Origin of the sequence: Streptomyces sp. NPDC001980 (genome assembly GCF_040296885.1) — a bacterium.
GTDB lineage: Bacteria > Actinomycetota > Actinomycetes > Streptomycetales > Streptomycetaceae > Streptomyces.
This window is the reverse complement of sequence record NZ_JBEOYD010000016.1, coordinates 95,072-107,497: the sequence shown is the minus strand read 5'-3', so window position 1 is coordinate 107,497 and position 12,426 is coordinate 95,072. Positions and strand designations below refer to the sequence as shown.

The following is a 12,426-nucleotide window of genomic DNA, read 5'->3' as shown; positions in this document are numbered from 1 at the left end:
TCTTCGGCCCATGTACAGGCCACTGACGCCACGGCGTCGGCTCAAGTTTCGGCCACCCCCGGCCGGTTCACCAGGGTTGCAAGGGGTTGCAACATATCGGTGTCTGTGTGTGGACTGTGTGCCTCCGGCACCGGAAAACGGCAGTATAAGACGCGCAGTCGGACCGGAAACCGCCGCCCGGACGGCTTGACAGCGACTCATCGATGCCTGTTTCGAGGCGTATCCGGGAGGACCTCAGTGGGGAACCCGCCGATGGACGTGGCGCGACTCGCCGCGAAGGACGCGGCGCAGGCGGCGCGGGTGCTGAACGAGGTGCGCGAGGCCAGACTCGCCGGACAGCGTGGGCGCGTCTCGCCCCGGCCGGTGATCGAACAGTCCTGGGGGCGGATGCTGCGCAGCGGCGTCGACCCCGACCACGACTTCCGTTCGGGACTGCTGTCCGCCGACGAAGTCCGGCGCAGACGCGAGGAGTCACCGCTCAGGGACGTGCTGCCGGTGCTGCGCGAGGGACTGCTTTCGGTCGCGGACGTGGCCCAGCACATCATGGTGGTGGCGGATGCCGACGGCCGGGTGCTGTGGCGGGAGGGATCCTCGCCGGTGCTCCGCAAGGCGGACGGGCTGGGCTTCGAACTCGGTGCCGACTGGCGCGAAGACGTCGTCGGGACCAACGGGGTCGGCACCCCGGCGGTCGTGCGCAGGCCCGTGCAGGTGTTCGCCGCCGAGCACTTCGTCCGCTCGCACGTCTCCTGGACGTGCTCCGGCGCCCCGATCACGGATCCGCGGGACGGCAGCCTGCTCGGGGTGGTGGACGTCAGCGGCCCGCTGGAGACGATGCATCCGGCCACCCTGGCCTGGGTGAACTCGGTGGCGAAGCTCGCCGAGGCCCGGCTGCGGGAACTGCACCTGGACGCGCTGGAGCGGCTGCGGGCGGTCGCGGCGCCGGTGCTGGCCCGGCTGGGCGGGCGGGCGCTGGTGGTGGACGCCGACGGCTGGACCGCGGCGGTCACCGGCATGCCCTATCCACGGCGGCTCGCGCTGCCCAAGTCGCTGTCGCCGGGCCGCCGGTGGCTGCCCGCGCTCGGGCTGTGCGCGGTGGAGCCGCTGGCCGGGGGCTGGTTGCTGCGGGCGGTGGACGAGCCGGCGCCGGTGGGCGGGGGCCGACTCGTGCTCGACCTGGCCCGGCCGCGCCGGCCCTCGGTGACGGTCGGCGGCGGTGCGGGCTCGTGGTCCCGTGAACTCAGTCCCCGGCACGCCGAGTTGCTGTACCTGCTGGCGGTGCGGCGGGGCGGGCGCAGCGCGGCCGGGCTGGCCGAGGACGTCTTCGGGGACGCCTCGCGGACCGTGACCGTACGCGCCGAGATGTCCAGGATCCGGCGGTACCTCGGGGCGTTTCTCGAACACCGGCCGTACCGCTTCCGGGAGGACGCGGAGATCGAGGTGCTGCTCCCCGACGACCCGCGCGACCTGCTGCCGTGCTCGACCGCCCCGGCGGTGACGGCGTCCCGGACACCCGGACGTATTTAACACAGCCGTATTTAACGCATCCTGGACAGTCGGGGAGGTATCTTCCGCATATTTGCGGGGTCTTCGAGGTACGGCGGCCCCGGCTGCCGTAGCATCCCGGTACGGGCTCCCCACCTGCTCCTCGGTCAACGCTTCGACCACCAGGCGCAGTTGGCCCGCCTCGGGAGGACACATGAAGCATCGCGGCAGACACCGGCGGCGCAGACGGGGTGCGGCCCTGCGCGCTGCCCTGGCAGGCACCGCGCTGGCGCTCACCGCGGCGGCCACGATCGTCAGCGCCTCGCAGGCCACGGTCGCCGAGGACCCGGGCGCGCTGAAGCCGCTGACCTCCACCGCCGACACCGCCCGGCTGCAGCTCCGGGAGCACCTCGTTCCGCACCGCTCGCTGGACCGGCTCGCCTCGGCGATGGGCGGCACGGTCGGGGTGGCCGACGTGCTGGCCGAGTCCGATCACACCCTGCGCGAGGCGGCCGACTGCGACTCCGACGACCGGGACTCGCTGCCGGTCACCCCGGACGCCACCGACGCGTACTGCTGGGACCCCACCGACACCCTCACCGACGACTGGCGGCCGGCCTCGGTGACCACCTCCTCGGAGGCGGACGACGACGGGCTGTGGGGCGCCAACCGCGTCGTCCTGGCCGGCTGGACGCACAGCACCTCCACCGGCCCCGCCGCCTCCCGGGACCTGGCCAGGGTCGCGGTGATCAACGCGAACGACCCGGCCCACCCCTCCTACTCCTGGGTCCTGCTGACCGTGCCCAGCGCCGACGGCAGCGACTACCGGGGCCTGGCCTCGCAGATCTCCGGCATGGCCTGGTACGGGGACAAGCTCCTGGTCACCACCGTCCAGGGCAGTGCCGACGCGCTCTACGTCTACGACCTGAACCGCATCCAGCGCACCTCGGTGCTGACCGACGCGGTCGGCCGGGTGTCCGGCGGCTGGTCGGCCGACGGCTTCCGGTACGTGATGCCGGCCGTGGGCTCGTACCGCTTCACCGCCGGGGCCTGCTCGCGGACCGGAGCGCCCTGTCCGAGCGCGCTCTCCGTGGACCGGGGGACGGCCCCGGACAGCCTGGTGCTCGGCGAGTGGACGCCCGCCGACAGCGACCAGCACGCCCGGCTGTGGCGGTACGCGTTCGACGAGAACCCGAAGCGTGACGGACTGCTCGCCACCGACGCCCACGGCCGGGCGGACGCGATCGAGGCGTACCGGACCGGGGCCTCGGAGATCCGGGGCGTCCTGTCGTACCGGCCGCCGGGCGCGACGGACTCCGAGTGGTACGTCGGGCACCTGCCCGGCGCCATGGACGGGCACGGCAGCCTCTGGCGGCAGGACACCAAGGGCGCGGACGGAGCCAGCTGCGGCTCGGACGCCTCGCACCGCTGCTGGGCCGAGGGCACCGGCTCGCTCTCCTACGCGCCCGACACCGGAGAGGTGTGGTCGGTCACGGACCGCATGCTGTTCTCCGTGCCGCTGCGCTCGATCGACGCGTCACTCGGATAACGGCCGTCGACATGTCCGGGGCCGGGATGATTGCCTGGCCCCATGAGCAGCATCGTCGTGACCACCTGGTCCCTGGAGCAGACCTCCCCGGCCGACCTCCTGCCCGCCGCCGCCCCGGACGGCGACACGGTCGGGATCGTCCGCGCCGAGGTCCCCTCCCCCGAGTTCAGCCGCTTCCTGTACGCCTCGGTCGGCGGTGACATCCGCTGGACCGACCGGCTGGGCTGGAGCCACGCCCGCTGGCAGCAGCACCTGGCGCGGACGGGCGTGGAGACCTGGGTCGCATACGACCGGGGCACCCCGGCGGGCTACGTGGAACTCGAACCGCAGGACGACGGTGTGGTGGAGATCGTCTACTTCGGTCTGCTCCCGGCTTTCCGGGGCCGCCGCATCGGCGGTCACCTGCTCTCGTACGGCGCCGCGCGCGCCTGGGACCTGGCGGAGCGGTGGGACGGACGGCCGCCGACGAAGCGTGTGTGGCTGCACACGTGCAGTCTGGACGGCGAGCACGCGATGGCGAACTATCAGCGCCGGGGGTTCCGGCTCTTCGACACGAAGGTCGAGGAGGAACCGGACGTCTCGGCGCCCGGACCGTGGCCCGGGGCGCACACCACCGCGTGAAACCCGGCGTGACCCACAACACTCTGTCTCACTATTCAGAATAGATTAGTCCGAATCGCGGACGATGGTGGACTGGCCGGAGATCCGCGTGACACGCTTCCGTCATGTCTGGAACTGGAATTGCCTTGGTGAGTCGGCGGCACGTCGACCTCGGCCGCATGTCCAGCGCCATCTGTCCGGCAGGCTGAGAGCACAGCACCGCCGCGCCGCCCTGTCCAGACCTCTCCTCGCGCAACGTTGCGCACCTGTGCCCGTATGCGCCCGCAGGCGCAGGTCAGAGCCGCTTCCCACCTGTCCGAAGGACGTATATCGCCATGGCCGCCACCCCGCAGAACCCTGCCGCCTCCGCGCCCCGCCGCAAGGTGAGCCGTCACCGCGGCGAGGGTCAGTGGGCTATGGGTCACTTCACCCCGCTCAACGGCAACGAACAGTTCAAGAAGGACGATGACGGTCTCAATGTGCGGACACGCATTGAGACGATCTACTCCAAGCGCGGCTTCGACTCGATCGACCCCAACGACCTGCGCGGACGGATGCGCTGGTGGGGCCTGTACACGCAGCGCAAGCCCGGCATCGACGGCGGCAAGACCGCCATCCTGGAGCCGGAGGAGCTGGACGACAAGTACTTCATGCTGCGGGTGCGCATCGACGGCGGCCGGCTGACCACGCAGCAGCTGCGGGTGATCGGCGAGATCTCGCAGGAGTTCGCCCGGGGCAGCGCGGACGTCACCGACCGGCAGAACATCCAGCTGCACTGGATCCGCATCGAGGACGTGCCGGAGATCTGGCAGCGCCTGGAGGCGGTCGGCCTGTCGACCACCGAGGCGTGCGGCGACACCCCGCGTGTCGTCATCGGCTCGCCGGTGGCCGGCATCGCCGAGGACGAGATCATCGACGGCAGCTGGGCGATCGACGAGATCAACAAGCGGTACATCGGCAGCAAGGAGTTCTCCAACCTGCCGCGCAAGTTCAAGTCCGCGATCTCCGGCTCGCCGCTGCTCGACGTGGTGCACGAGATCAACGACATCGCGTTCGTCGGTGTCGAGCACCCCGAGCACGGCCCCGGCTTCGACCTGTGGGTCGGCGGCGGCCTGTCCACCAACCCGAAGATCGGCGTCCGGCTCGGCGCCTGGGTGCCGCTGGCCGAGGTCCCGGACGTCTGGGCCGGTGTCATCGGCATCTTCCGGGACTACGGCTACCGGCGGCTGCGCACCCGCGCCCGGCTGAAGTTCCTGGTCGCCGACTGGGGCGCGGAGAAGTTCCGCCAGATCCTGGAGGACGAGTACCTCCAGCGGAAGCTCGTCGACGGCCCCGCGCCGGCCGAGCCCGTGTCGCGCTGGCGGGACCACGTCGGTGTGCACCGGCAGCAGGACGGCAACTTCTACGTCGGGTTCGCCCCGCGCGTCGGCCGGGTGGACGGCGCCACCCTGGCGAAGATCGCGGACCTCGCCGAGGCGCACGGCTCCGGCCGGGTGCGAACCACCGTCGAGCAGAAGATGATCGTCCTCGATGTCACGGAGGACCAGGTCGAGTCGCTGGTCGAGGCCCTGGAGGCGCTGGACCTGACCGCCCGGCCGTCCTCGTTCCGGCGCGGCACCATGGCCTGCACCGGCATCGAGTACTGCAAGCTCGCGATCGTCGAGACCAAGCAGCGCGGCTCCACCCTGATCGACGAGCTGGAGCGCCGGCTGCCCGAGTTCGACGAACCGCTCACCATCAACATCAACGGCTGCCCGAACGCCTGCGCCCGTATCCAGGTCGCGGACATCGGTCTCAAGGGCCAGCTGGTCCTGAACGACGCGGGCGAGCAGGTCGAGGGCTTCCAGGTGCACCTGGGCGGCGCCCTCGGCCTGGAGGCCGGGTTCGGCCGCAAGGTCCGTGGTCTCAAGGTGACCTCGGAAGAGCTGCCGGACTACGTCGAGCGGGTGCTCAGGCGTTTCCAGGCGGAGCGCGAGGACGGCGAGCGGTTCGCCGCCTGGGCCGCCCGCGCCGGCGAGGAGGCCCTCTCATGAGCGAGCGGGCCGCCCCCTTCTACTGCCCCTACTGCGGTGACGAGGACCTGCGTCCGAACGAGCAGGGCCACGGCGCCTGGGAATGCGCGGCCTGCAACCGCGCATTCCAGCTGAAGTTCCTCGGGCTGCTCGCCCGGGGACTGAAGCACTCCGAAGCTGGAGGGGAACAGATATGACCACGGCTCAGGAAGACCGTACGACCGACGAATTGAAGGCGCTGGCCGAGCAGGCCGGCCGCGATCTGGAGGACGCCTCCGCGCTGGAGATCCTCCAGTGGGCGGTGGACACCTTCGGCAAGGGCTTCTGCGTGACCTCCTCCATGGAGGACGCCGTGGTGGCCCACCTTGCGTCACGTGTCCAGAAGGGCGTGGACGTCGTCTTCCTCGACACCGGCTACCACTTCCCGGAGACCATCGGCACCCGGGACGCGGTCGAGGCCGTGATGGACGTCAACGTCATCACCCTCACCCCGCGCCAGACCGTCGCCGAGCAGGACGCGGAGTACGGCCCCAAGCTGCACGACCGCGATCCCGACCTGTGCTGCAGGCTCCGCAAGGTCCAGCCGCTGGAGCGGGGCCTGAAGAACTACGCCGCCTGGGCGACCGGACTGCGCCGCGACGAGTCGGAGACCCGGGCGAACACCCCGGTCGTCGGCTGGGACGAGAAGCGGCAGAAGGTCAAGATCTCCCCGATCGCCCGCTGGACCCAGGACGACGTGGACGCCTACGTCGCCGAACACGGCGTACTGACCAACCCCTTGCTGATGGACGGCTACACCTCCGTCGGCTGCGCCCCCTGCACCCGCCGGGTGCTGGAGGGCGAGGACGCGCGTGCCGGCCGCTGGGCCGGGCGCGCCAAGACCGAGTGCGGACTGCACGGATGACGACCACCGGGCTTTCGACGAACCAGGAGAACAACGTGACGACCGGAGCCACCGTCTGGCTCACGGGTCTGCCGAGCGCCGGCAAGACCACCATCGCGTACGAGCTGGCCGCCCGGCTGCGCGAGGAGGGCCACCTCGTCGAGGTACTCGACGGCGACGAGATCCGCGAGTTCATCTCGGCGGGCCTCGGCTTCAGCCGCGAGGACCGGCACACGAACGTGCAGCGCATCGGCTTCGTCGCCGAACTGCTGGCCCGCAACGGCGTCAAGGCGCTCGTCCCAGTGATCGCCCCCTACGTGGACAGCCGCGACGCGGTGCGCAAGCGCCACGAGGAGAACGGCACCGCGTACGTCGAGGTGCACGTGGCGACCCCGGTCGAGGTGTGCTCCGTACGCGACGTGAAGGGTCTGTACGCCAAGCAGGCAGCGGGTGAGCTGACCGGGCTGACCGGGGTCGACGACCCGTACGAGGAGCCCGAGACCCCCGATCTGCGGATCGAGTCGCAGCACCAGAGCGTGCAGGAGTCCGCGGCGTCCGTGCACGCCCTGCTGAGCGGGAAGGGACTGGCATGACGACGACCGTGGCGGCGCACGGGGAGGGCACGGGCACCCCGTACGCCCTGTCGCACCTGGACGCGCTGGAGTCCGAGGCGGTCCACATCTTCCGCGAGGTGGCGGGCGAGTTCGAACGGCCGGTGATCCTGTTCTCCGGCGGCAAGGACTCCATCGTCATGCTCCACCTCGCCCTCAAGGCGTTCGCCCCTGCCGCGATCCCCTTCTCCCTGCTGCACGTGGACACCGGACACAACTTCCCCGAAGTCCTCAAATACCGGGACCGTGTGGTGACCGCACATGGGCTGCGCCTCCATGTGGCCTCCGTACAGGACTACATCGACCGCGGTGTGCTGCGCGAACGCCCCGACGGCACCCGCAACCCGCTCCAGACGCTTCCGCTCACCGAGAAGATCCAGAACGAGAAGTTCGACGCCGTCTTCGGCGGCGGCCGCCGCGACGAGGAGAAGGCCCGCGCAAAGGAACGCGTCTTCTCCCTCCGCGACGAGTTCTCCCAGTGGGACCCCCGCCGCCAGCGCCCCGAGCTGTGGAACCTCTACAACGGCCGGCACGCCCCCGGCGAGCACGTCCGCGTCTTCCCGCTGTCCAACTGGACCGAGCTGGACGTCTGGCAGTACATCGCCCGCGAGGAGATCGAACTCCCGCAGATCTACTTCGCGCACGAGCGCGAGGTGTTCATGCGGGGCGGGATGTGGCTGACCGGCGGCGAGTGGGGCGGGCCGAAGGACGGCGAGACCGTCGAGAAGCGGCAGGTGCGCTACCGGACCGTCGGTGACATGTCCTGCACCGGCGCGGTGGACTCCGACGCCGACGACATCGAGAAGGTGATCGCCGAGATCGCCGCCTCCCGGCTCACCGAGCGCGGCGCGACGCGTGCCGACGACAAGCTCTCCGAGGCCGCGATGGAAGACCGCAAGCGCGAGGGGTACTTCTAAGCATGAGCACCAGCACCACGGAACTCGGCCTCGCCGAGACGACCCTGCTGCGGTTCGCGACCGCGGGCTCCGTCGACGACGGCAAGTCCACCCTCGTCGGACGGCTGCTGCACGACTCCAAGTCGGTCCTCACCGACCAGCTGGAGGCCGTCGAGCGCGCGTCCGCCTCGCGCGGCCAGGACGCCCCCGACCTCGCCCTCCTCACCGACGGCCTGCGCGCGGAACGCGAGCAGGGCATCACCATCGACGTGGCCTACCGCTACTTCGCCACCCCCAAGCGCCGGTTCATCCTCGCCGACACCCCGGGCCACGTGCAGTACACCCGCAACATGGTCACCGGCGCCTCCACCGCCGAGCTGACCGTGGTCCTGGTCGACGCCCGCAACGGCGTCGTCGAGCAGACCCGCCGGCACGCCGCCATCGCCGCCCTGCTGCGCGTCCCGCACGTCGTCCTCGCCGTCAACAAGATGGACCTGGTCGACTACCAGGAGCCGATCTTCGCGGGGATCGCCGAGGAGTTCACGGCGTACGCGACCGAGCTGGGCGTCCCCGAGGTCACCGCGATCCCGATCTCGGCGCTCGTAGGCGACAACGTCGTGGAGCCGTCCGCGCACATGGACTGGTACGGCGGCCCGACCGTCCTGGAGCACCTGGAGACCGTCCCGGTCAGCCACGACCTGGCGCACTGCCACGCCCGGCTGCCCGTGCAGTACGTGATCCGCCCGCAGACCGCCGAGCACCCGGACTACCGGGGCTACGCCGGCCAGATCGCGGCCGGTACCTTCCACGTCGGCGAGGCGGTCACGGTCCTGCCGTCCGGCCGTACCACGACGGTCTCCGGGATCGACCTGCTCGGCGAGCCGGTCGACGCGGCCTGGACGACGCAGTCGGTGACCCTCCTGCTCACCGACGACATCGACGTCTCGCGCGGCGACCTGATCGTCCCGACGAAGGACGCCCCGGCGACCACCCAGGACGTCGAGGCGACCGTCTGCCACGTCGCCGACCAGCCGCTGACCGTCGGGCACCGGGTGCTGCTCAAGCACGGCACCCGCACGGTCAAGGCGGTCGTCAAGGACATCCCGTCCCGCCTCACGCTCGACGACCTGTCCCTGCACCCGCACCCGGGACAGCTCGTCGCCAACGACATCGGCCGGGTGAAGATCCGTACCGCCGAGCCGCTGCCGGTCGACTCCTACGCCGACTCGCGCCGCACCGGCTCGTTCATCCTGATCGACCCCGCCGACGGCACCACGCTCACCGCGGGCATGGTCGGCGAGTCGTTCGCCTCCCCCGAGCCGGTCAAGGACGAGACCGAAGACGACGGCTGGGACTTCTGACATGACGATGACCGACGTCTACTCGACGTTCGCGAAGGAGGGCGGCCGCGTCGGCAGCGGCGACCTCGGGAGCGGGCAGGGCGGGGTGGCGCGATGTGCGCGATGACGTACGCGCACTGCCTGCGCGCCCTGGCCCCCCACCCGCCGTCCCGGATGCGACGAAGACCTGCCGACCTCCCGGCCACGACCTGAGAGACCGTGACCGCCGGGCCAACGAGAGGAAAGCCTCCCGTGCCTGCCAACCGCTCCAAGCTCCTGCGCCGCGGCATAGCCGCGCTCGCCGCACTCCCCCTGCTCACGCTCGCCGCCTGCGGGTACGGGTCGGACTCCGACAAGAGCGACACCACCAAGGTCGCCGCCGGGGCCAAGAAGATCGAGGGCCTCGACACCGTCAAGATCGGCTACTTCGGCAACCTGACCCACGCGACCGCGCTGGTCGGCAACCAGAAGGGCTTCTTCCAGAAGGAGCTCGGCGCCACCAAGGCGAAGTACGCGATCTTCAACGCGGGCCCCTCCGAGATCGAGGCGCTCAACTCCGGCTCCATCGACATCGGCTGGATCGGCCCCTCCCCGTCGATCAACGGCTACACCAAGTCCAACGGCACCGACCTGAAGATCATCGGCGGTTCGGCGTCCGGTGGCGTCAAGCTGGTCGTCAACCCGAAGAAGATCAAGTCGCTGGCGGACGTCAAGGGCAAGAAGATCGCGACGCCTCAGCTGGGCAACACGCAGGACGTGGCGTTCCTCAACTGGATCGCCGACCAGGGCTGGAAGGTCGACGCGCAGAGCGGCAAGGGTGACGTCACGGTCGTCCGCACCGACAACAAGATCACCCCGGACGCCTTCAAGGCCGGTTCCATCGACGGCGCCTGGGTGCCGGAGCCGACCGCGTCCAAGCTGGTCGCCGAGGGCGGCAAGGTGCTGCTCGACGAGTCCACGCTGTGGCCCGACAAGAAGTTCGTGATCACGAACATCATCGTGTCGCAGAAGTTCCTCAAGGAGCACCCGAAGGTCGTCGAGGCGGTCCTCAAGGGCTCGGTCGAGACCAACAAGTGGATCAACGCCAACCCGGACGCGGCGAAGGCCTCGGCCAACAAGCAGCTGGCGGTCGACTCCGGCAAGGCGCTGCCCGACGACGTCCTGAACTCGGCCTGGTCGTCGATCAGGTTCACCGACGACCCGCTGGCCTCCACCCTCAACACCGAGGCCCAGCACGCCGTCAAGGCCGGTCTGCTCACCGACCCGCTGCTGAAGAACATCTACGACCTGACGATCCTCAACAAGGTGCTGAAGGCCGACGGCCAGAGCCCGGTCGACGCCGCCGGTCTCGGCAGCAGCTGACCCCGGTCCCGACGAGATCCCAGGAGGTGACGACCATGGCCACGACCACGACACTCGCCAAGGCCGACGAGTCGGTCGAGTACGCGGCACGCCTTGAGCATGTCTCGAAGTCCTTCGCGACTCCGGGCGGGCAGCAGCTCGTCCTGGACGACATCACCCTCGATGTCGCGCCGGGCGAGTTCGTCACCCTCCTGGGGGCCTCGGGCTGCGGCAAGTCCACGCTGCTGAACCTGGTGGCGGGGCTCGACCGGCCCACCGCGGGCTCCATCGCGACGGACGGGCGGCCCGCCCTGATGTTCCAGGAGCACGCCCTCTTCCCGTGGCTGACCGCGGGCAAGAACATCGAACTCGCCCTGAAGCTCAGGGGGGTTCCCAAGAACGACCGCCGGGACAAGGCCGAGCAGCTGCTCGAACTGGTCCGGCTGAAGGGCGCGTACGGCAAGCGCGTCCACGAGCTGTCCGGCGGTATGCGCCAGCGGGCCGCCCTGGCCCGTTCGCTCGCCCAGGAGAGCAGACTGCTGCTGATGGACGAGCCGTTCTCGGCCCTGGACGCCATCACCCGGGACGTGCTGCACGACGAGCTGACCCGGATCTGGGAGGAGACGGGGGTCTCCGTCCTGTTCGTCACGCACAACGTGCGCGAGGCGGTACGGCTCGCCCAGCGGGTGATCCTGCTGTCGTCCCGGCCGGGCCGGATAGCCCGCGAGTGGGAGGTCGGCATACCGCAGCCGCGCCGCATCGAGGACGCGCCGGTGGCCGAACTGTCCCTTGAGATCACCGATGTACTGCGTGGGGAGATCCGCCGTCATGGCCAGCACTGAGACGACGCCGGCCAAGGACGCCGGAAGTGTCGAGGCCGGCCTCGACGCCCTGGAGACGACGGCCACCAGCCGCCCGACCCTCCGCCAGACCTTCACCAGCAAGATCCTGCCCCCGATCATCGCGCTCGCCGTGGTCCTCGTGGTCTGGACACTCCTGGTCCCGGTCGTCGACGACCCGTCCAAGCTGCCCTCGCCGGCAGCGGTCGGCGACGCGTTCAAGGACGCCTGGCTCAAGGGCGACCTGCTCGGCTACATCTGGACCAGCGTCAGCCGCGGTCTGCTCGGCTTCCTCTTCGCTCTCCTCATCGGCACCCCGCTGGGTCTGCTGGTGGCGCGGGTGAGGTTCGTGCGCGCGGCGATCGGCCCGATCCTGTCCGGCCTCCAGTCGCTGCCGTCGGTGGCGTGGGTGCCGCCGGCCGTGATCTGGCTGGGCCTGAACAACTCGATGATGTACGCCGTGATCCTGCTCGGCGCGGTCCCCTCCATCGCCAACGGCCTGGTGTCCGGCGTCGACCAGGTGCCGCCGCTGTTCCTGCGGGCCGGGCGCACGATGGGCGCGACCGGCGTCAAGGGCATCTGGCACGTCGTGCTGCCGGCCGCCATGCCCGGCTATGTGGCGGGTCTGAAGCAGGGCTGGGCGTTCTCCTGGCGCTCGCTGATGGCGGCGGAGATCATCGCGAGCTTCCCGGACCTCGGCGTGGGCCTCGGCCAGCTCCTGGAGAACGCGCGCACCGCCAGCGACATGGCGATGGTGTTCGAGGCCATCATCCTGATCCTGTTCGTCGGCATCGCGATCGACCTGCTGATCTTCAGTCCGCTGGAGCGGTGGGTGCTGCGCAGCCGTGGCCTGCTGGTGAAGAGCTGAGGTCC

General features: G+C 70.4%; 13 protein-coding genes. All 13 read left to right on the top strand.

Features of this window, described 5'->3' with window-relative positions; all coding sequences use genetic code 11:
• Positions 1 to 252 precede the first annotated feature (252 nt).
• The 13 genes from ABT137_RS24775 (at position 253) to ABT137_RS24715 (ending at position 12,421) form a co-directional block, all read left to right on the top strand.
• On the top strand, positions 253 to 1,524 hold the full coding sequence (locus ABT137_RS24775) for a GAF domain-containing protein (RefSeq protein ID WP_351712399.1): 1,272 nt from the start codon (positions 253 to 255) through the stop codon (positions 1,522 to 1,524).
• A 172-nt stretch (positions 1,525 to 1,696) separates the two neighbouring features.
• Positions 1,697 to 3,031 (top strand): hypothetical protein, encoded by a 1,335-nt coding sequence (locus tag ABT137_RS24770; RefSeq protein ID WP_351712397.1) that lies wholly within the window; start codon positions 1,697 to 1,699, stop codon positions 3,029 to 3,031.
• A gap of 42 nt (positions 3,032 to 3,073) precedes the next feature.
• Positions 3,074 to 3,652 (top strand): GNAT family N-acetyltransferase, encoded by a 579-nt coding sequence (locus tag ABT137_RS24765; protein WP_351712395.1) that lies wholly within the window; start codon positions 3,074 to 3,076, stop codon positions 3,650 to 3,652.
• A 104-nt stretch (positions 3,653 to 3,756) separates the two neighbouring features.
• Positions 3,757 to 3,840: a putative leader peptide gene (locus ABT137_RS24760; protein WP_309500612.1), complete on the top strand. Its 84-nt coding sequence runs from the start codon at positions 3,757 to 3,759 to the stop codon at positions 3,838 to 3,840.
• A 126-nt stretch (positions 3,841 to 3,966) separates the two neighbouring features.
• Positions 3,967 to 5,664 carry a nitrite/sulfite reductase gene (locus tag ABT137_RS24755; protein ID WP_351712393.1) on the top strand — a complete coding sequence of 566 codons (1,698 nt, stop codon included), beginning with the start codon at positions 3,967 to 3,969 and terminating at the stop codon, positions 5,662 to 5,664.
• Positions 5,661 to 5,840, top strand: coding sequence for a hypothetical protein (locus tag ABT137_RS24750; RefSeq protein ID WP_217546992.1), 180 nt, complete (start codon positions 5,661 to 5,663; stop codon positions 5,838 to 5,840). Before ABT137_RS24755 ends, ABT137_RS24750 begins: the two co-directional genes overlap by 4 nt.
• Positions 5,837 to 6,547 carry a phosphoadenylyl-sulfate reductase gene (locus ABT137_RS24745; RefSeq protein ID WP_351712391.1) on the top strand — a complete coding sequence of 237 codons (711 nt, stop codon included), beginning with the start codon at positions 5,837 to 5,839 and terminating at the stop codon, positions 6,545 to 6,547. The genes ABT137_RS24750 and ABT137_RS24745 overlap by 4 nt, the downstream gene beginning before the upstream one ends.
• Entirely contained in the window at positions 6,544 to 7,119 is a 576-nt protein-coding gene (gene cysC, locus ABT137_RS24740; RefSeq protein WP_351712389.1) for an adenylyl-sulfate kinase, read from the top strand. The genes ABT137_RS24745 and cysC overlap by 4 nt, the downstream gene beginning before the upstream one ends.
• Positions 7,116 to 8,054, top strand: a complete 939-nt coding sequence (gene cysD / locus ABT137_RS24735; protein WP_351712387.1) for a sulfate adenylyltransferase subunit CysD — start codon at positions 7,116 to 7,118, stop codon at positions 8,052 to 8,054. The genes cysC and cysD overlap by 4 nt, the downstream gene beginning before the upstream one ends.
• A 2-nt stretch (positions 8,055 to 8,056) precedes the next feature.
• The gene (locus ABT137_RS24730; protein WP_351712385.1) at positions 8,057 to 9,394 is read left to right on the top strand and encodes a sulfate adenylyltransferase subunit 1; all 1,338 of its coding nucleotides are present in this window, start codon (positions 8,057 to 8,059) and stop codon (positions 9,392 to 9,394) included.
• Between the two features lie 231 nt (positions 9,395 to 9,625).
• Entirely contained in the window at positions 9,626 to 10,735 is a 1,110-nt protein-coding gene (locus ABT137_RS24725) for an aliphatic sulfonate ABC transporter substrate-binding protein (protein ID WP_351712383.1), read from the top strand.
• Between the two features lie 35 nt (positions 10,736 to 10,770).
• Complete coding sequence (locus tag ABT137_RS24720; RefSeq protein WP_351712381.1) at positions 10,771 to 11,556, top strand: ABC transporter ATP-binding protein; 786 nt, start codon at positions 10,771 to 10,773, stop codon at positions 11,554 to 11,556.
• Positions 11,543 to 12,421 (top strand): ABC transporter permease, encoded by an 879-nt coding sequence (locus tag ABT137_RS24715; RefSeq protein ID WP_351712379.1) that lies wholly within the window; start codon positions 11,543 to 11,545, stop codon positions 12,419 to 12,421. The genes ABT137_RS24720 and ABT137_RS24715 overlap by 14 nt, the downstream gene beginning before the upstream one ends.
• The last annotated feature ends 5 nt before the right edge of the window (positions 12,422 to 12,426 follow it).